Annotated in this window: 22 protein-coding genes and 3 tRNA genes; 15 read left to right on the forward strand and 10 right to left on the reverse strand. The window is 49.4% G+C overall.

The window, feature by feature from the left end; all coding sequences use genetic code 11:
- The first annotated feature begins 34 nt into the window (after nt 1-34).
- Complete coding sequence (locus ACZ483_RS05490) at nt 35-1,411, forward strand: MBL fold metallo-hydrolase RNA specificity domain-containing protein (RefSeq protein ID WP_464323186.1); 1,377 nt, start codon at nt 35-37, stop codon at nt 1,409-1,411.
- On the opposite strand, the gene ACZ483_RS05495 is transcribed toward ACZ483_RS05490, so the two are convergent.
- A tRNA-Arg gene (locus ACZ483_RS05495) sits at nt 1,412-1,488 on the reverse strand. It abuts the gene before it with no gap.
- Between the two features lie 80 nt (nt 1,489-1,568).
- Here ACZ483_RS05495 and ACZ483_RS05500 point away from each other — a divergent pair.
- Genes ACZ483_RS05500 through mutL form a run of 3 tightly spaced genes read left to right on the forward strand, consistent with a single transcriptional unit; the run spans nt 1,569 to nt 4,474 of the window.
- Entirely contained in the window at nt 1,569-2,318 is a 750-nt protein-coding gene (locus ACZ483_RS05500) for a YebC/PmpR family DNA-binding transcriptional regulator (RefSeq protein ID WP_464323187.1), read from the forward strand.
- The gene (locus tag ACZ483_RS05505; RefSeq protein ID WP_464323188.1) at nt 2,315-3,178 is read left to right on the forward strand and encodes a permease; all 864 of its coding nucleotides are present in this window, start codon (nt 2,315-2,317) and stop codon (nt 3,176-3,178) included. Before ACZ483_RS05500 ends, ACZ483_RS05505 begins: the two co-directional genes overlap by 4 nt.
- Before the next feature lie 6 nt (nt 3,179-3,184).
- Complete coding sequence (gene mutL, locus ACZ483_RS05510) at nt 3,185-4,474, forward strand: DNA mismatch repair endonuclease MutL (protein WP_464323189.1); 1,290 nt, start codon at nt 3,185-3,187, stop codon at nt 4,472-4,474.
- A gap of 1 nt (nt 4,475) precedes the next feature.
- Here mutL and ACZ483_RS05515 read toward each other — a convergent pair whose 3' ends face one another.
- Complete coding sequence (locus ACZ483_RS05515) at nt 4,476-6,098, reverse strand: putative bifunctional diguanylate cyclase/phosphodiesterase (RefSeq protein ID WP_464323190.1); 1,623 nt, start codon at nt 6,096-6,098, stop codon at nt 4,476-4,478.
- Entirely contained in the window at nt 6,095-7,126 is a 1,032-nt protein-coding gene (locus tag ACZ483_RS05520) for an FIST signal transduction protein (RefSeq protein ID WP_464323191.1), read from the reverse strand. The genes ACZ483_RS05515 and ACZ483_RS05520 overlap by 4 nt, the downstream gene beginning before the upstream one ends.
- 117 nt (nt 7,127-7,243) lie before the next feature.
- Between ACZ483_RS05520 and gatC the strand changes: the two genes are divergently transcribed.
- The 7 genes from gatC to ACZ483_RS05555 are packed head-to-tail and all read left to right on the forward strand — an operon-like array spanning nt 7,244 to nt 12,973.
- Nucleotides 7,244-7,528, forward strand: a complete 285-nt coding sequence (gatC, locus tag ACZ483_RS05525; RefSeq protein WP_464323192.1) for an Asp-tRNA(Asn)/Glu-tRNA(Gln) amidotransferase subunit GatC — start codon at nt 7,244-7,246, stop codon at nt 7,526-7,528.
- Nucleotides 7,529-7,531: 3 nt separating this feature from the next.
- Complete coding sequence (gene recA / locus ACZ483_RS05530) at nt 7,532-8,566, forward strand: recombinase RecA (protein ID WP_464323193.1); 1,035 nt, start codon at nt 7,532-7,534, stop codon at nt 8,564-8,566.
- On the forward strand, nt 8,535-9,629 hold the full coding sequence (locus tag ACZ483_RS05535; RefSeq protein WP_464323194.1) for a type IV pilus twitching motility protein PilT: 1,095 nt from the start codon (nt 8,535-8,537) through the stop codon (nt 9,627-9,629). The genes recA and ACZ483_RS05535 overlap by 32 nt, the downstream gene beginning before the upstream one ends.
- A gap of 12 nt (nt 9,630-9,641) precedes the next feature.
- A complete protein-coding gene (gene cmk, locus ACZ483_RS05540) occupies nt 9,642-10,307 on the forward strand; it encodes a (d)CMP kinase (protein ID WP_464323195.1) in 666 nt (221 codons plus the stop codon).
- A complete protein-coding gene (locus ACZ483_RS05545) occupies nt 10,304-10,858 on the forward strand; it encodes a CDP-alcohol phosphatidyltransferase family protein (RefSeq protein ID WP_464323196.1) in 555 nt (184 codons plus the stop codon). Before cmk ends, ACZ483_RS05545 begins: the two co-directional genes overlap by 4 nt.
- Complete coding sequence (gene recJ / locus ACZ483_RS05550) at nt 10,855-12,498, forward strand: single-stranded-DNA-specific exonuclease RecJ (protein ID WP_464323197.1); 1,644 nt, start codon at nt 10,855-10,857, stop codon at nt 12,496-12,498. The genes ACZ483_RS05545 and recJ overlap by 4 nt, the downstream gene beginning before the upstream one ends.
- A complete protein-coding gene (locus tag ACZ483_RS05555) occupies nt 12,485-12,973 on the forward strand; it encodes a metal-binding protein (protein WP_464323198.1) in 489 nt (162 codons plus the stop codon). The genes recJ and ACZ483_RS05555 overlap by 14 nt, the downstream gene beginning before the upstream one ends.
- Here the strand turns inward: ACZ483_RS05555 and mraY are convergent.
- From mraY to ACZ483_RS05590, 7 genes are all read right to left on the reverse strand, one after another.
- Nucleotides 12,966-14,045: a phospho-N-acetylmuramoyl-pentapeptide-transferase gene (gene mraY, locus ACZ483_RS05560; protein ID WP_464323199.1), complete on the reverse strand. Its 1,080-nt coding sequence runs from the start codon at nt 14,043-14,045 to the stop codon at nt 12,966-12,968. The genes ACZ483_RS05555 and mraY overlap by 8 nt on opposite strands.
- 1 nt (nt 14,046) lies before the next feature.
- On the reverse strand, nt 14,047-14,619 hold the full coding sequence (locus ACZ483_RS05565) for an RNA methyltransferase (protein WP_464323200.1): 573 nt from the start codon (nt 14,617-14,619) through the stop codon (nt 14,047-14,049).
- A gap of 10 nt (nt 14,620-14,629) precedes the next feature.
- Nucleotides 14,630-14,702 (reverse strand) — tRNA-Lys (locus ACZ483_RS05570).
- A 16-nt stretch (nt 14,703-14,718) separates the two neighbouring features.
- Nucleotides 14,719-14,794, reverse strand: a tRNA-Ala gene (locus tag ACZ483_RS05575).
- Nucleotides 14,795-14,812: 18 nt separating this feature from the next.
- Nucleotides 14,813-14,971 (reverse strand): hypothetical protein, encoded by a 159-nt coding sequence (locus tag ACZ483_RS05580; protein ID WP_464323201.1) that lies wholly within the window; start codon nt 14,969-14,971, stop codon nt 14,813-14,815.
- A 50-nt stretch (nt 14,972-15,021) separates the two neighbouring features.
- Nucleotides 15,022-15,396 (reverse strand): hypothetical protein, encoded by a 375-nt coding sequence (locus ACZ483_RS05585; protein WP_464323202.1) that lies wholly within the window; start codon nt 15,394-15,396, stop codon nt 15,022-15,024.
- Nucleotide 15,397: 1 nt separating this feature from the next.
- Nucleotides 15,398-15,658, reverse strand: coding sequence for a hypothetical protein (locus tag ACZ483_RS05590; RefSeq protein WP_464323203.1), 261 nt, complete (start codon nt 15,656-15,658; stop codon nt 15,398-15,400).
- Nucleotides 15,659-15,674: 16 nt separating this feature from the next.
- On the opposite strand from ACZ483_RS05590, the gene pgsA reads away from it, so the two are divergent.
- From pgsA to ACZ483_RS05610, 4 genes are read left to right on the forward strand one after another with little or no spacing between them, the layout of a single operon-like run.
- Nucleotides 15,675-16,184: a CDP-diacylglycerol--glycerol-3-phosphate 3-phosphatidyltransferase gene (gene pgsA / locus ACZ483_RS05595; RefSeq protein ID WP_464323204.1), complete on the forward strand. Its 510-nt coding sequence runs from the start codon at nt 15,675-15,677 to the stop codon at nt 16,182-16,184.
- Entirely contained in the window at nt 16,184-16,900 is a 717-nt protein-coding gene (locus tag ACZ483_RS05600) for an ATP-binding protein (protein ID WP_464323205.1), read from the forward strand. Before pgsA ends, ACZ483_RS05600 begins: the two co-directional genes overlap by 1 nt.
- Before the next feature lie 13 nt (nt 16,901-16,913).
- Nucleotides 16,914-18,239, forward strand: a complete 1,326-nt coding sequence (locus ACZ483_RS05605) for a TldD/PmbA family protein (RefSeq protein ID WP_464323206.1) — start codon at nt 16,914-16,916, stop codon at nt 18,237-18,239.
- A 1-nt stretch (nt 18,240) separates the two neighbouring features.
- The gene (locus ACZ483_RS05610) at nt 18,241-18,819 is read left to right on the forward strand and encodes a hypothetical protein (RefSeq protein ID WP_464323207.1); all 579 of its coding nucleotides are present in this window, start codon (nt 18,241-18,243) and stop codon (nt 18,817-18,819) included.
- Nucleotides 18,820-18,828 lie beyond the last annotated feature (9 nt).

The following is an 18,828-nucleotide window of genomic DNA, read 5'->3' on the forward strand; positions in this document are numbered from 1 at the left end:
TCGGAATTAAATATTATAGCCTTATAATTAGGTCATGACAATAAGGATAATCCCCTGCGGAGCGGCGAGAACCGTAACGGGAAGTTGCCATCTGATAGAGGCTAAGGGCATAAAGGTTCTCATCGACTGCGGTATGTTTCAGGGAGGGGACGAGGAGAAGAACTATGAACCCTTCCCTTTTGATCCCAAGGAGATAGACTTCCTGATCCTAACCCACGCCCACATAGACCACTGCGGAAGGATACCCCTTCTCGTGAGAGAGGGCTTCAGAGGTAAGATCCTCTGCACGAAACCAACCGCCCAAATAGCGAGGATAATGCTCTTAGATGCCGCGAAGGTCATGCACGAGACCTACAGGAGCAGGCTCAAGAAGGCGGAGAGGCTCGGAGAGGTGGTAAACCCTCCCCTTTATGAAGAGATGGACGTCCTGGAGAGTTTTGACTACTTTCATCACCCCTACTTAGAGTACGGGAAGTTCTACGACCTCGCTCCGGGCTTCAGGTTCAGGCTCGGGGATGCGGGACACATACTCGGATCCGCCTTCGTGGAGCTTGAGATAGACGGAAAGAAGATAACCTTCTCCGGAGACCTCGGTAACAGAGACAAGCCGATAGTAAGGGATCCCCACCCTCCCGACAGAGCTGACTTCGTCTTCATAGAGACTACATACGGGGACAGGAATCACAGGAGCTTCAAGGAGTCAAAGGAGGAGTTTGAGGACGCGGTCCTCAAGACCCTCTACAGGGGAGGGAACGTCCTGATACCATCCTACGCTTTGGAGAGGGCGCAGGATATCCTCTTCGTCCTCAGGGAGATGTACGAGAGGGACATTCTTCCGGAGTGTCAGGTATTCTTAGACAGTCCATTAGCGATAAACGCTACCAAGATATTCCTTCAGAACCCTGAGTTCTTTGACGAGGAGACCTACAGGATATTCAAGGAGAGGGATCCCTTCAACTTCCCCTACCTCAAATTCACGAGGGAGGTGGAGGAGTCCCAAAAGATCAACGATATAAAGAGCGGAGCGATCATAATAGCGGGGAGCGGAATGCTCACGGGAGGTAGAATTCTCCACCACCTGAAGCACAACCTCTGGAGGGAGGAGTGCAGTTTAATATTCGTCGGCTTCCAGCCTAAGGGAACCCTCGGAAGGAAGATAATAGAGGGAGCAGATAAGGTAAGGATCCTCGGAGAGGAGATAGCGGTAAGGGCGGAGATATACACGATAAACGGCTTCTCCTCCCACGCGGATCAGAGAGAGTTAGGAGAGTGGCTTTCCCATGCAAAACCTAAGAAGGCTTTCCTCATTCACGGAGAGGTGGAGAAGATGGAGGCTTTCGGAGATTACATAAGGGAGAAGTACGGGATAGAGAGCTACGTTCCGGAGCAGGGGGAGGAACTGGAGTTTTAATGGCGTCCCCGGGAGGACTCGAACCTCCGACCTCGAGATTAGGAATCTCGCGCTCTATCCGCCTGAGCTACGGGGACTGCCGAATAAAAAGTATATTCCTTTTTTCCTTCCCTTTCAAGGTTCTAAAGGTTAAATTATTAGATTTGGAGGTCGGAAGATGGCAGGACACAGTCACTGGGCGCAGATAAAGCATAAGAAAGCGAAGGTGGACGCTCAGAGAGGAAAGCTCTTCAGTAAGCTCATAAGGGAAATTACCGTTGCTACGAGGCTCGGAGGACCGAACCCTGAGTTCAACCCGAGGCTCAGAACAGCCATAGAGCAGGCAAAGAGAGCCAACATGCCCTTAGAAACCATAGAGAGGGCTATAAAGAAGGGTAGTGGAGAGATTGAGGGAGAGCAGTTTGAGGAGGTGATCTACGAGGGGTACGCTCCCGGAGGCGTTGCGGTTATGGTTCTCGCCACGACGGACAACAGGAACAGAACCTCCTCGGAAGTCAGGCACACCTTCTCCAAGTATGGCGGGAATTTGGGATCTTCCGGTTGCGTTTCCTATCTCTTTGAGAGGAAGGGATACATAGAGGTTCCCGCTCAGATCTCGGAGGAGGAGATCTTCGAGAAGGCTATTGAGGCGGGAGCGGAAGACATACAGACTGGACCTGAAATACACCAGATCTACACGACCCCGGAGGATCTTTACGACGTGAAGGAGAACTTGGAGAAGCTCGGCGTTCCGGTGGAGAAGGCTCAGATAACTTGGATACCCGTCTCAACGGTGGCGGTGGAGGATCCCGAGACCGCAAGGAAGGTCCTGAAGCTCATAGACGCCTTGGACGACCTTGAGGACGTTCAACAGGTGATAGCCAACTTTGAGATACCTGAAGAGATACTCCAGAAGGTAGAGGCTTGATAGTACTTGAGTTTTCAAAGATCTTCTGGGACTACACCTTAGACGTCCTGCCCTACTTTGTCTTAGCATCCTTCCTCGGTGCCTTCCTTCAGACCTTCGTGGGTGAGAAGTTCCTGAGCAGAAAGCTCCTCTCCAAACCCTACGCGCCTCTCCTCACTGCTACACTCGGAGCCACCGTTCCCGTCTGCTCCTGCTCCATGATACCCGTAGCCAAGACCATAGAGAGCCTCTCCGGGAGAACCTACGCCCCCGCGATCGCCTTCCTCATAACAGCACCCGTTCTATCCCCCGTGGTTCTCATCCTCACCTTCGGCATGTTCGGATCCGAGATCACCTTTATGAGGGTCATATTCCCCTTAATCTACGCTCTGACAGGCGCATACCTCTTCTCCTTAGCCTTCAAGAAACCGCCGAGCCTTCCTGTCTTTCAGGGTTCAAAGTCCGAGATGGACAAAGGACGGCTCTTCTTAGTGAACCTCCGCTCTCTACTCCTGACCACGGGTAAGTATGTCCTCTTGGGTCTCGCCATAGCGGCGCTTCTGAAGGTTCTCGTCCCCCCTCAGATCATAGCCTCCTTCTCCCAATCTCCCCTCTCCTACCCCATGATAAGCCTACTTTCCGTTCCTATATACGTATGCTCTGGCGAGGAGATCCCTATCGCCAAATCCCTCATGGATCTCGGTATGAGTCCGGGACAGGCTCTCACCTTCATGCTTGCCTCTTCAGGGATATGCGTTCCCACTATAATGGCGCTCCTGAGCTTCCTGCCGAGGGGTCTCGTCTTCCTCTACACCTCCGGATGGTTCATAGTTTCAATCCTTGCGGGAGTCGTTACGGATCTTCTGTTGGGAGTAAATTAATTACCCATGTTCGTAAAGATACTCCCTCCCGAAGTGAGGAGGAAGATAGCAGCCGGAGAGGTAATAGAGTCTCCAGCGGACGTGGTGAAGGAGCTCGTGGAGAACTCCCTTGACGCTCAGGCTACAAAGATAGAGGTGGAGATCTCCAAGGGAGGGAAGAGGTTCATAGCGGTGAGGGACAACGGAACGGGAATACATCCGGAGGACATCGAGAAGGTCATCTTGGAGGGAGCGACGAGCAAGATAGAGAGCGAGAGGGATCTGTTGAACGTGAGCTCCTACGGCTTCAGGGGGGAGGCGCTCCACTCCATAGCGAGCGTGAGCAGGATGAAGATAAGGTCAAGGTACTTCCAGAGCAGGGAAGGAGTAGAGATAGAGGTTGAAGGTGGGGAAGTAGTCTCCAAGAGGAAGGTGGGCATGCCCGTGGGAACAGAAGTGGAGGTGATGGATCTCTTCTACAACCTGCCGGTGAGGAGGAAGTTCCTGAGGAGGGAGGACACGGAGAGGAACAGGATAGCGAACCTGATAAAGGAGTACGCAATCGTGAACCCGCAGACCGCCTTTATCTCCTTCTCCAACGGGAGGGAGGTTCTGAACCTGAAGCCCTCGGACGAGAGGGGAAGGATAGAGGAGATCCTCGGAGGTAGGTTTGAGCCTATAAACTCCGAGAGGGACTTCCTGAAGGTGAGAGCTTACGTAAAGAGGAACGTGGATCAGGGGAGTTTTTACATCTTCGTGAACTCAAGACCGATAAGCTCAAGGAGTCTCAAGGAGTTCCTCAGGAAGGTTCTCGGATACAAGACCCTCGGAGTGATCTTCTTAGAGCTTCCCCCCTTCCTTGTTGATTTCAACGTTCATCCCAAAAAGAGGGAGGTCAGGTTTGTAAAGGAGAGGAAGTTCCTTTCAACTCTCAGGGAGATCCTTTCAAATAGGGAGGAAGGGCTTTCCAACTTCCTGTCTCAGGAGGTGCCACGTTACGAAAGCGACTTAGAGGTCATAGGTCAACTGAGCGATACCATAATCCTTGTCAAGGGCGGGGATTACCTCTACTTCTTTGACCAGCACCTCCTTTCGGAGAGGATAAACTACGAGAAACTTGAAGGAAGAAAGAACGCAGACGAGATAGCCTGCAGGATCTCCATCAAGGCGGGTCAGCCCCTTACGGAGAAGGAGATGAGGGATCTTTTAAAGGAGTGGAGGAACCTTGAGAACCCCCACGTGTGCCCCCACGGGAGACCCATATACTATAAAGTCCATCTGAAGGAGATATACACAAAGCTCGGAAGGAGCTTTTAATCTAAATAATTCCTCTCTCGATAAGCTCTTCAAATTTTAGAGGCTCTGAGAACCAGAAGCCCTGCATGTACCTAAAGTTTAGATCTCTCAGGTAGTTAAAGGTTTTCTTCCTTTCTACACCCTCGGCTATACACATCAGACCTATTTCATCACACATGCTCTTAAGAGCCTTCACTATGCTTGTGTTCTTTTTACTCTCCGGGACATCCAGCACGAAATCCTTGTCCACCTTGGCTATATCGATAGGTAGATCCTTTAGGTGTTGAAGGGAAGAATAGCCTTTACCTATGTCGTCCATGGCTATGTGAAAGCCGAGGGATTTCAGTTTAAAGAGCGCCAACTTCGCTGAGACTATATCCTCGTATATCTCCCGCTCAGTGAGCTCAATAACGACCGATTCGGGATTCAAACCTTCCCTTGTGCTCCTCTTTAAAGTTTCCCAGAACTCCCTCTTGTATATATCTACTGGAGATATGTTTATGTGTAACCTAATACTCTTGGGAAGCTTCCTTCCGTGTTCTACAAAGTAGGGAAAGAGCCTCCTCTCTATGGAAAAGATCTTCCCAAACTTCTCCGCTATCTGTATTATGCTCTCCACAGGAACATCGATATCACCGAAGCGTAATAACGCTTCCAATCCTACAACATCATTTTTCTCAACATCGAATATGGGTTGATATACGGGGAAGATCTGGACGTTATCATGAAAAACGATATTTATAGCCTCGGTGGACAGAGTCAAAGTTTTAACGACCTCTTCCGGATAAACCTCTAATTTGCTTTTAAGCCTATCCTTAGCCACGTACAGCCTGATATCGGCGAGCACGAGCAGATCTCTACTGCTGAGTCCTTCCGCAGGGAAGGAGGAAAAACCCACACTGAAGCGTATATCGAAATCGTAACTACCCGCTGTGAGTTTTACGCAGGGATTTCCGAAAAGCTTTCTCATCACCTCATCGATGTTTTGATCTACTACGATTAGACCGAACTCATCTCCTCCTATCCGGGCTATGTCCCAGCTATCATCGAGGGATCGTAGCCAACGGGCGAAGCCCTTTATAACCTGATCGCCTACGCTGTGCCCGAATATGTCGTTTATGTGCTTGAAGTTATCAAGGTCAAGCAAGTAAAGGGAGAAGGGGATTTCATCCTTTATCAGCCTTTCCATCTTCTCGTTGAAGAATCGCCTGTTGGGCAGGTCGGTCAGCGGATCTTTGTAAGCTGCCTTAGATAGGTTCTTTATAGCAAGGAGCCCCTTGGTACCGTAACCGAACTCCTTAAAAACCTTTAGGAACTTAACCGGATATTCTGGAGGAATCTCCTCCGCAGCGCGCGCCACCAGTACACCCGTATCTCCGAGCGAAAAGACCACTGTCCTCTTATCGAGTAAGGCAAAGTCTTTGCTGGGCAGGCTTCCAAGCTTGGGAGGTTCTTCCTTGGAGGGAAAACTACACAGGAGCCTCAGCCCATTCTCCTCCCTCACAAAAACGAAGGCGGATATAAAGAGGGTCCTCTCCACCACCCTCCTGAGAAAGTTCCTACAGTTCTCCGATGGATCGAAGGAAGTCATGGAGTTCAGAGATAGCTCGTAAAGCAAAGATAAAGTCTGAACTATGTCCTTCATCTTACTATTTCCAAGCAGACGGTGGTCTTGTTGTAAAACATCGGATATCCGTTCGAAAGCGGTGCTATCTCTCCCACGGTCAGGACACCAACGAAATTATCGCCGAAGTTATCCAACTCCTCCTTAAAGTGTTCTCCAAGCACCATGGTTCTCGAGACACAGTCGAAAACTAACCTTAAGTCTCCTCTAACGATCTGACATGTTGCCCTCGAGCCCTCTATGAGGGACTCTTTTTCACCTTTCATTATGAAGAGGACTGAGTTCTCCGGAACATCCCCAACACACTCCACACTCATATCTTTATGAACCCTTATAGGATCTCTCACTATATCCTCCTCACCCTCCCTTATCATCCCGAAGGGATAGTACTTAGCAACGTCAAAGAAATTATCGGGAGATACCTTTATACCTTTTATCTCCTCAAGGACCTCACTATAAACTTCGAAGGCGGGCTTCCAGTTCAGCTCTAAGATCCTGTTTCCCTCAGTGCGGGTAGCTATCAAGGGTCCGTATAACCTTTTCCATCCGTGACCGACGCTGAAGCGCACCCTCCCTTCGAGTAGAAATCCGCAGGACCCTCCCTTTACTAAGCCTCCGGGCGTTATGATAGGCTTTATATCTTTGGTTATGGAGCCGGCTCCACCACCTATCAGAGTAACCTTATCCCCGTAAACCTCGTAAAAGGTATCCAGAAAGTTCCTTATTCCCGGAGATAGACCGTCCACGAACAGGATGCAGGATCTAAAATCGTTACGGTGAGGAGTTATGTCCTCAGTCCCAAGCTTATCTATGTCCCGAAAGGTAAATATCTTTTCCCTTTCTAATCTAAGAACCATCATAAGATCATCGCTGATCTCTCTACCGTACATAACCTTCGGGAAAACTGCTCCGGCGAACTCCACTTTCTTAGATCGTAGGATGTCGATGGCAGTCTCCAGATCCCTGAAATTTTCCCCTGCAAGCAGAAAGACTTTATCACCCTCCCTCAGGGTTCTGAGCTCCTCAGCCCTTTTTACTCGGAAGAACATCACCGAACCCCCTAATCCCCTTGTGCAATTGAGTAATAAAATAGGTTTATTCAGACGAAATGTTTTACGTCATATAAACCAAACCTGTATATGTAGGTTTGCTTTATATTTATACCCATGGTAGACAGAGATTGGGTTTTAAGGATAGCTAATCTGGCAAGATTAAAGCTCACCGACGAGGAGGTCGAGGTATTCAGCGGACAACTCGGTGATATACTCCGTTTCGTTCAACAGCTGGAGGAGCTTGACACCTCGGGCGTAGAGCCGTATATTCAAGAGTCTGAAGAAACTCCCATGAGAGAAGATAAACCGGGCGAAACACTTCCTCAGGAGGATGCCCTTATGAACGCTCCCGAAAGGGAGAACGGGTTCTTTGTAGTGCCGAGAATAGTGGAGGTCTGATATATGGCGGAAACCCTTGAGAAGGTGCTTGAGCAGAAGAAGAAGGCTCTTGAGGCTTCGATAGCCAACATAGAAAAGAGGTTTGGGAAGGGAGCTATTATGCCTCTCCACGCCGCGGAGAAGGTAAAGGTCGATGTGATTCCCACCGGTTCTCTCGCTCTGGATATAGCAACCGGTATAGGTGGAATACCCAGGGGAAGAATAATCGAGATATTCGGTGTTGAGTCTTCGGGAAAGACCACCTTAGCCCTTCACGTCATAGCGGAAGCTCAGAAGAGAGGTGGTGTAGCTGTCTTTATAGACGCGGAACATGCCCTCGATCCCAAGTACGCGAAGGCTCTCGGCGTTGACGTTGAGAACCTGTACATCTCCCAGCCCGATTACGGAGAGCAGGCTCTCGAGATTGCGGAGAGCCTTATAAACAGCGGTGCGGTGGACGTAATAGTGGTTGACTCCGTGGCAGCCCTCGTTCCGAGGGACGAGCTTGAGGGCGAGATGGGAGAGGCTCAGGTGGGTAAGCAGGCAAGACTCATGTCCCAGGCTCTCAGGAAGCTGAAGGGCATAGTCCACAAGAGCAACACGGCGCTGATATTCATAAATCAGATACGGGAGAAGATAGGGACCATATTCGGGAATCCAGAGACCACGCCGGGAGGAAGGGCTCTGAAGTTCTTCTCGGATATGAGGCTGGAAGTCAGAAGGACGGGAGATATTAAGGAGGGTAACGAGAGGAAGGGATACAGAGTGAAGGTTAAGGTAGTTAAGAACAAGCTCGCCCCTCCCTTCCAAGAGGCGGAGTTCGATATGATATACGGAGAGGGGATATGCAAACTCTGTGACTTGATAGACGTAGCGGTAGGAAAGGGAATACTTACGAAGAGCGGTTCTTGGTATAGTTACGGAGACCAGAGGCTCGGACAGGGCAAGGAGCAGGTGAAGAGGTATCTTAAGGAAAATCCCGAAGTCGCCGAAGAGATAGAGAGAAAGATAAGGGAGGTGTCGGGTCTTGTTACAGCTGATACTGAAGAAGGCGATTGACTTAGAAGCCTCCGACATTCACCTGAAGGTAGGTTCCAAGCCGGTTTACAGGATCCATAAAAAGCTCCATACCGATGAGGAGTTTCCCACAATAGACGACAACCACTTCGAGCTATTCCTCGGTGAAGTTATAGGAAAAAACGAAAAGAAGAGAAGGGAGTTCGAGGAGAACGGAGAGATAGACCTGTCCTACTCGCTCCCCAAAGTGTCGAGGTTCAGGGTGAACATATATAAGCAGAGGGGAACCTCGGGTATGGCTTTCAGGGTAATACCCTTCGAGATACCTCCCTTCGAGAGCCTGAACCTACCTGAGGTCATGCTCAAGACGGTCCTCTCCAACAGTAAAGGACTCGTCCTCGTCACGGGACCCACCGGATCTGGTAAATCCACCACCCTCGCCTCCATAATTGAGGAGATGAACAAGTCTTACAGGAAAGTCATAGTTACGATTGAAGATCCCATAGAGTATCTTCTCAACGACAAGAAGTGTTTCATAGTTCAGAGAGAGGTAGGTTTAGACACCCTGAGCTTTGCAAGGGGACTGAGGGCAGCTCTGAGGGAAGATCCGGACGTCATAATGGTCGGTGAGATAAGGGATACGGAGACGGCGGAGATAGCTCTTCAAGCTGCAGAAACGGGGCACCTTGTCCTATCTACCCTACACACCTTGGACGCAAAGGAGACGGTGAACAGGCTGATAGGTATGTTCAAGTTGGAGGTTAGGGATCAGATAAGGCACATGCTCGCCGGAACCCTCGTCGCGGTCTTCTCCCAGAGGTTGCTTCCAAGGGCTGACAAGAAGGGATCCATACCCGCCGTGGAGATAATGATAAACACGGGAGCCATAAAGGAAGCCCTCCTCGATCCTGACAGAATGGACGAGATCCCCGACCTGATAGCCAAGGGTAAAGCCGTTTACGGAACTCAGACCTTCGATCAACATCTCGAAGAGTTGTACAGGAAAGGTTTGATAGACTATCACACCGCTCTACTCTATGCTTCCAAGCCTGCCGATCTCGAACTTAAACTAAAAGGCATAACCTCAGGGGGAGCCGGTTATTAAGATATTATCCCCATGAGGATAGCGGTTGATGGTCCGGCTGGCAGTGGTAAGAGCACCGTAGCCAAGGAGCTTTCCAGAAGGCTCAACATCCCCTATTTGGAAACGGGACTCGCCTACAGAGCTGCCGGCTTCCTTGCACTGAAAGCCTTCGGAAACTTAGATAGACTGAAATGGGATCAGCTCAGGACTCTCCTCAACAAGATAGAGATACGTCCCCTCGTAGGCAGGACGGAGGTTAGGATAGAAGGTCGAGTCCTCGAAGAGGAACTGAGGAGCGAAGAGGTGGGCAGAGCAGCCTCCATAGTAGGAACGATACCGGAGTTCAGGGAGTTTGTGAACAGTTTCTTCAGAAAGGTAATAGGTAACGGACAGGCTGTCGTTGAGGGAAGGGACGCTGGCACCAACATAATACCGGAGGCAGATCTAAAGATATTTATAACCGCATCCCCAGAAGAGAGAGCCAAGAGGAGATACGTACAGCTGAAGGCGATGGGTGTGGAGGCTGACTACGGGGAGATTCTCAGCAGGATAGAAGAGCGGGACAGGAGGGACAGAGAAAGGGAGAAGTATCCCTTTCGAGCCGCCCCTGATGCTCTCATAATAGACACCACAGGAAAGAGCGTCGAGGAGGTGATGGAAGAGGTAATGCGGATCGTGGAGAAGGTTGAGAGAAAGTGAGGGCTCTCCCCAATCTACTTTCCTTTCTCAGGCTTGTTCTTGCCCCCAGCGTTCCCATAACTTACGCCAAGGGCAGTGCCGAAATATCATCCGTTATCTTTTTTCTTTTAGCCCTTAGCGATGCTCTCGATGGCTTTCTCGCAAGGCTTATGAACGCCCATACGAGGCTCGGCAAGTTCCTCGATCCACTGGCGGACAAGGTTCTTATCCTTTTTAGTCTCTACACTCTGAGCTTCTTATCCTCCAAGATACCCATCGCCGTTATGCTTCTCCTATTAGGTAGAGATGCTTTCCTCATATTGGGAACTCTCTTTCTTCACAGGTACGGTTTCGTCCCCGAACCTTCTCTCTGGGGAAAGCTGACTACCCTAAACCTGTCCCTCTTAGTAATAGACGGTTTCCTCACAGAACTATCTGACGCACAGCTGTTTGAGCTACTTCTACCAGTCCTATCCTATCTGGCGGGTGCTTTCATAATTATCTCCTGGTTTGACTACGGTCTCAGAGGGGTGAACTTCCTTAGAGCAAGGCTTATAATGGAGAAGAGATGAAAGGCATTTCCGGCAAGGAGTGGAACGTTCTCAGCTATCATATAAAGCCCTCCCCGGAACTCGTAAACAGGTACGGACACTTCTTAGCTCAACTGATAGCCAACAGAGGTCTTGAGGGGGAGCACGAGACCCTCTTTGATCTCAAACTCAAACACCTTCTGCCTTACTCCCTCCTACCCAACGTGGAGGAGGGTATCGAGAGAATAGTAGAGGCAGTAAAGAAGGGAGAGAGGATCATACTGTTCGGTGATTACGATGTGGACGGCATTACTGGAACTGCAATACTCTTGGAGATACTCAAGAGTGCAGGTGCCAAAGTAGTCCCCGTTCTTCCCAACAGAGGCACAGGTTACGGACTTAATACGGAGCTCGTTTCCCTGTTCTCGAAGTACGGAGAGCTCCTGATAACGGTCGATAACGGAACCTCTGCAGTCAGAGAGATAGAGGCTTCGGGGATAGACGTGATAGTTATAGACCATCACAACGTTCCCGAGGAAACGCCCAGAAGGGCTATTCTCATAAATCCAAAGATGGGTGAGGATCTTCCAAAGGACATGAAAGAGCTTTCCTCCTCGGCTATATGCTTTTACATCGCCGCGGTGCTGACAAAAAGGCTTGGTATAGACAGGGATGTGAGGGAGTTTCTCGATCTCGTAGCCCTCGGAACTGTCGGGGACGTTATGCCAATGAACAGAACCAACAGGATACTCGTTACCAAAGGTGTGTCCGTTTTAGAAAGCGTGTTGTCTGGAAGTATATATAAGCCTGGAGTGAGGGCACTCTTAGGAATATCCGGAATAAAGAGCAAGGTGTCCGCCAAGGACATAGCCTACTCTATAGCACCGAGGATCAACGCTCCGGGGAGGATAGGAAACCCGAAGCTATCCTTATATCTTCTGACGGAAAAAGATGAGGAGAGAGCGAGGCTGTATGCTAAGAAGATAGAGGCTCTGAACTATAGGAGGAGGGTTATAACCGACATAGTATTCAGAGAAGCTTACAGAAGAGCTTTAGAACTTAAGGAGAGTAGCTTTATCTCCCTCTGGGATCCTGGCTGGCACGTAGGCGTCCTTGGTATAGTCGCCGGGCGGCTCTCTAAGCTTTTGGGTAAGCCAGTTGCCGTTTTTTCAAAGGGTAGCAGTCACTCCGTTGGCTCCGTTCGTTCCGTCGAGGGAGTAGACGTTTACGAAGGTCTCAGCCGACTCTCACACATGTTTATCAAGTGGGGAGGGCACACTCAGGCAGCAGGTCTCACACTTAGAAGCGATCTCTTAGACGACTTTAGGGAGGAGGCGGAAGAGGTCTTCTCAAAGATAGGCAAGGAGATCCCTCCCTTAGACATAGATATGGAGTTCTCGCCAAAGGAGTTCAACGGAAAGGCGATCGAGGCGGTGAAGAGGTTAGAGCCCTATGGGGAGAGAAATCCAGTTCCCACCTTCCTCTCTGAGGAGATGAGGATAGACAGCGTAAACATCAAGGGAAGCAGAGCTAAGCTCAGGTTCGGAGATATAGAGATGGTTTGTTGGGAAAAAACCCTATTCTGCCATTTAAAACCCGGGAGAAGGTCGAGAGTGGTCTATTCCTTTATAGATGGTGAGTTTAACCTAATAGATTTAGAGGACGGAGATGGCTCTCGGTAGAACCCACGACGTAGTGAACCTCCTCGCCCTCCCTGTTTTCTTCTACTACCTACCCAAAGAGTTCTACGTACCCTTCGGGCTCGGTTACCTGGTAGGAACCTTCCTTCTATCCCCGGATGTAGACTTGCCCAATTCGAAACCGACTAAAAGGTGGAGCATCCTGCGATGTATATGGTTTCCTTACCAGAGTTTTTCGAAACACAGAGGCATATCCCACCTCCCGGTCATAGGTAGCCTCCTAAGACTCGCCTACATAGTTGCCGTCGTTCTATTCCTCTACTTCCTTCTTATAGGTGTTGTCTCTGTAGTGGACAAAGGTCTCAGCCTTGTACTTTCGAGCTTCAACCCCTTCGAGTTCCTGAACACCATCTTTAAAAGGGAAGAGAGCCTATACTTCGTTGCAGGAATAATTTGCGCTGACATAGTTCACATTATCTTGGACGGAGTTTCCAGTTTCGTAAAGAGGATCACCTGAGCTTGAGCATCGCCACCGAAACTATAGCCAAGAGAACGGATACTATCCACATCCTCACCACTATCTTAGGTTCAGGAAGACCCGAAAGTTCAAGGTGATGGTGAAAGGGAGCTCTCTTGAAGAGCCTTTTACCTCCTGTAAGGCGAAAGTAGATTATCTGGAGTATCACCGTTACCGTCTCGAAGACAAAAACACCACCGGCGATAGCTAAGAGGAACTCGGACTTTGTCAGTATTGACACCGTGGCGAGAGCTGCACCCAGCCCTAAGGCTCCTACGTCCCCCATAAACATCTGTGCAGGAAAGGCGTTAAACCACAGGAAGCCGAGCCCGGCACCTATGATGGCGAAGCAGAATACGGTAATTTCTCCAGCGTAGGGAACGTAGGGTATTCCGAGGTACTCGGAAATCTTCGAGTGTCCCACCGCGTAGGCTATCACTCCGAAGGCTGTCGCGGTGGTCATCGAGGGTCCTATAGCGAGTCCATCGAGACCGTCGGTGAGATTGACCGCGTTGGCAGCGCCGACAATTACGAAAACCGCAAAAGGAATGTAAAACCATCCGAGATCTAAGGTGAGTTCTTTGAAGAAAGGGAAGTAGAGCTTCGTCTCCAAGCCTATCCAATGGAATATGAGGATCGCAGTGAGGGTAGCGAAGAATATCTGAAGGAGGAGCTTGACCTTTATGGAGAGCCCCTTTTTGTCCTGGAGCTTTATCCAGTCGTCCAATAGACCTATGAGGGCGAAGGAGACTGTAGAGAATATGAGAACCCAGGTGTAGCGGATGTCAAGTCTCATCAGGAGAAGGGATGAGAGGATTATAACCGTTACTATAACTATCCCTCCCATCGTAGGTGTGTACTTCTTGTTCTCGTGATGGTCCGGTGTGTACTTCCTAACGTAGCCTCCGAAGATCCTCTGGAGTTTGGAGAACCTTTCTATAAAGGTTGGGGAAAGGAGCAGGGTTAGAAAGAAGGCTATCAGAATAGCGGTGAAGGATCGAAAGGTTATGTATTTGAAAACGTTGAAAGCGAAGAAGTAGTCCCTTAATAAGAGGGCGAGATGGTAGAGCATCTCAACACCTGTTCCTGCTGAGGAGTCTGTCTAAGATTATGGCGACCGCATTTCTCACAGAGAGGTGGTTCCAGTCCCCCGCTCCGTATATCGGTTCTAAGATGTAATCGAAGGTTCTCATCATGTCAGGAGGTATCCCGTATCCCGTTCCGAAGACTATCAGGTAGTCCCTCTCCTTCCTCTCGATCTCCTCGGCAAGCTTCCTGTAACCAATTGTATTCGGATACTCCCTCGCATCTGTTCCCACTACCATAGGTCTCCTCCCCCTTTCCTTCTCAAGCTCATCGATTACCTCGTCAAAGGTGTATTTTAACCTCACAAGCTGGACGATCTCGTACCTCGTCGGGTTTGCCTTCCTTCCCTCTTCCGAGAGCCAGTAGTTTATCTGTCTTTGGATAACGAGCCTTTGGGCGTCTATAGGCTGAACGATATAGAACCTGTTTATCTCGTATGCCCTTGCGGGACGGGCGATGTCGTGGAGATCCATAGTTGTAAAAGAGGTAACTATGATCTTCCCTTCCCTGTCCATAGCCGGATAGTGGAGTAAGGCTATGAATACGTTATCGTTCTTCATGGAAGGAAAGTGAGCCGGCCGGGGATCGAACCCGGGACCCACGGCTTAAAAGGCCGTTGCTCTACCGACTGAGCTACCGGCTCTCAGAATTACAGCCCCTGGTGGAGCCGACGGGACTTGAACCCGTGACCTCCGACATGCCATATCGGCGCTCTCCCAGCTGAGCTACGGCCCCTACCAGAGGAGGATAATTTTACAACAGCTTCTCTCTCCTTTCAAGCCTGCCCTCTTTTCCCTTAGGTTGGAGCATAAGGAGCCTGACCTTGATCTTTTCCTTCCTCCTCTTCCTTTCCTCCTTGAGCCTGCTCAGAGCTTCCGCTCTCATAACCTCGATAAGATCCCGGACTCCCATGAACGCCTCCTTCGAGGAATAATCTAAGCTATAAAGTGAGATGATCAAGCTCAGCTTTTGCACTCGTCCGTCTCTGAAGCAAACCTATAGTGGCAGTGGGGGCAGACCTTAGCCTTCCTGTAAGCTTCCTCACAGCACATAGGACATCTCTTTTTACCTTTCAGAAGGAGGACAACGTTAAGGTTGAATATGTATTTAAGAACTAAAACGCCTACAAAAATCGAAAGAACTATCAGCCAAGCCTCAAGAGCCACCTTAGGATCCTGAGTTCTAAGCCAGAAGTATGTTGCAGCTACAGAAGAGATCCAGAAGGATATCCTCCTATCTACGAATATGCTCGCTATTATGAACAGGACGGCCACCCATAGGAAAAATTGAACGAGAGGTTCGTTTATCAGCTGGAGAAGGTTATTAAGAGCCTCCACTCTAATATCTTACAACCACAAAACCCCTGAGTAAGGTGTGAAGGAAACGGGCGATAAGGTTCGACAGGATAAATCCCAAGAGAGCCTCACTACCCCACAGCTTCGCAACTAAGAGGGCGAGAATACCGAGGGGAAGGAACCTTATCCAGAAGGATAGAAGGAACCTTCTTTTAGGGAAGGTCCTCGCCTGCCTGTAGATGTGCTCGTTGTAAAGTAATCCTGATAGGAAGCCGAGGAGAAGTGAAAAGAGAATCTCCATCATCTATAATTTTAAACGGATGGCGAACTTCCTCACCTTCACGAGGATACTGCTCACACTACCTCTTGTGGTAGCTATCATTCAGGGAAAGTTCGAGATCGCTCTGATTATAGCCATAATAGGCGCACTGTCCGATATGTTAGACGGGAAGGTGGCTCGCCTGAACGGTGAGGTGACAAACCTCGGCAAGATCCTCGATCCTCTGGCGGACAAGATCTTCATCCTCTCGGCTCTGATAGCCCTTGTCGAAGTGAACAGGATAAGCTCCCTGCCGGTTATACTCCTGCTTCTGAGAGAGCTGAGCGTGTCCTTCATGAGAAGCGTTGCGGTGGGTCAGGGGCTTATAATAGAAGCCTCCCTGTTGGGTAAGCTGAAAACGTCCCTCGAGTTCCTTACCGTAATACTTTTACTCTACAACTATCCTTACGGAACCGTACTCCTCTGGGCTTCGGTAATAGTTGCCTACATCTCCGCCTACGACTATTTGAGGACTTATCTGAGAGCCCTTTCCGAACTAAATTATCCCTGATGGCCGATATATGTCCGAAGTGTGGAGGAACGGGTTTTATAACGAAGGAAGAAGGTAGGGTGGATCTTTGCGAATGTAGAAGAGAAGACGTAAACAGAGCTTTAAAGATCCCAAAGAGGTTCTGGAACGCCGAGCTCGATAACTACGAGTATGAGAATCCTTCCGAGGCAGACGCCTACAAGGAGTGCGCCATATACGCCTCCTCCTTCGATCCTTCGGAGGGTAGGGGCTTGACCTTGGTCGGAACCCCAGGTGTGGGGAAGACCCACCTCGCCGTGGGCATACTCAAGAAGATTTACAGAGAAAAGGGGATAAGGGGCATTTTCTTCGATACGAAAGATCTGATCTACCGTCTGAAGGCTCTAATAGAGGAGGGTGGAAGAACGGCAGGTGCGATAAGAAAGATACTGAACCTGCCCTTAATACTCTTGGATGATCTTGGAAGTGAGAGGCTTTCCGAGTGGCAAAGGGAACTGATCTCCTACATAATCTCCTACAGATACAACAATCTTAAGAGTACTCTGATAACGACCAACTTCTCCTTAGACGGAGAGGAAAAGACAGACAAAAAAATAAAGAGCATTATAGGTAAGGACGGTATAGAGCTTCCTAAGGCTCTGATGTCTGAGAGGCTCGGTCAGAGCACAGTATCGAGAATATTTGAAATGAACAAGGTCATTTACATAAAGGGAAGGGACAGAAGGAAAAGGGTATAGTAAAATCTTGGGAATGGAAGAGATAGAGAGGCTCGTAAAGAGGTTCGTAAAGCCCGGCTACGAATACGAGATATTTAGGCAGAGGATAAAGAAGCTTAAGGTGGAGGTCTCGGAGGGAGATGTAGAAAACCTTTCGAGTTCAGAGGAATCGGGGGTTGGGATAAGAGTTTTAAGAGAAGGTAAGATGGGCTTCTCCTACACCTCCCATCCCGATGAGGAAAGTTTGCGGGATGCGGTAGAAAAGGCTATCCAGATGTGCGATCTCCAGAATCCCGATAGGGGAAACACCTTTATTAAGGAATTCAAGGAGTCAGAGGTGGAGTCGGTCTTCGATAAAGAGGGTGTAGAAGTTCCCCTCGAAGATAAGATAGGCATAGCTATAGAGCTGGAAAAGAGGGCTAAGGAGATGGACAAGAGAATAGTGGGCGTGAGGAAAGCCGGCTTCACCCAAGGTGTATTTGAGGTGGAAAGCAAAAACTCTTACGGAGTTCACTTCGGGTACTCTGGAACCTATTACACCGCCATGATAGCGACGCTCGCGCAGGAAAAGGGTGACTCCGCCATATCTTGGGAGTTCAGGGGGACGAGAAGGCTAAAGGAACTTGACGTAGAGGATATAGTCAGGGACGTGGTCTTTAAGAGCACCTCTCTCCTGAATCCGGAGCCTCTAAACACGAGGGTTATGCCTGTAATCTTCTTCAGAGAGTCAAGCGCGATGCTCTTAGAAGCCTTTTCGAGTATGTTCTTAGGAGATTCCTACGTAAAGAACAAGACGCTCCTCAAGGACAGGGTCGGGGAGAGCGTTGGGAATGAGCTTCTTACAATAATCGACGATGGATCAATGAGAGGGGGTTTTTCGACAGTCCCCTACGATGCTGAAGGTGTGCCCCGAAGAAGGAACATTGTCGTAGAGGAGGGCGTTTTTAGGGGCTTCCTCCACAGTCTTTATACGGCGGAACTCTCTCAGGAGGAACCGACTGGCAACTCAGAAAGGGGAAGCTACAAGAACCTTCCCGCGTCGGGGATAACGAATCTCTTTATCGAGAAAGGGGATAAAACGCTTGAGGAACTTATAAACATGGAGAAAGAGGTTCTTCTCGTGATCGACCTGATGGGTCTGCATACGGTCGATCCGGTTTCGGGAGAGTTCTCTCTCGGAGCATCTGGTATCCTTTTCAAAGATGGAAAAAAGGTTCACCCTGTAAGGGGTGTTACGGTGGCGGGCAACGTTCTTGATCTCTGGAATAAAATAGTTGCGGTGGGGGACGATATAAAGTTTTACGGTAACGTGGGGTCTCCCTCCCTGCTGGTGAGGGATATAACGGTAGGGGGAAGCTGAGATGAGAAGATCCTTCGTTTTCTTCCTCTGGCTGTTCCTTATTATATTCGTACTCGCGTCTTTATACGTATCCTTTAACGCCTACCTGATGGACAGGGACAGGAAGATACTTGCCAACATGGGCACGTTCTTTCTGGAAGTGGAGAGGGGTAAAGAGAGAATCGAGCTACCTTATCCGGAGTACTCGGTGATAGTTTACATGAAGAAGCCGGACAAGAAGTTTATGAGCGCCAACGTGCTATCGGATATAGATAGGAGCAAGTACCTTTCCATGAGCGTACCGAAAGGAAAGGACATAGTGTACCTCTACGTAAGGAAGGTAGATCTCCTTGATTACCTTGGATTTGTGGGTCAGGTTCCTCTCTACACAGGGCTCCTCGTAGCGAGTTTGTTGCTTTACCTTAGCATATTCTACTTTACCGTAAGGGAGTTCGAGCTATCCCAAAGGGGCAGTGTAACCGAAGATCTGCTGAACAGGCTCAAGGCGTTTCGGCTAACCTTAGCCACCTTTAGAGTGATCCCCGAAGAGAGCGTTGACGAGATGAAGAAGATCGTTGATAGTATTCTAAAAAAGAGGTGAGGTGGGATT

The sequence above is a fragment of the Hydrogenivirga okinawensis genome (genome assembly GCF_055385515.1).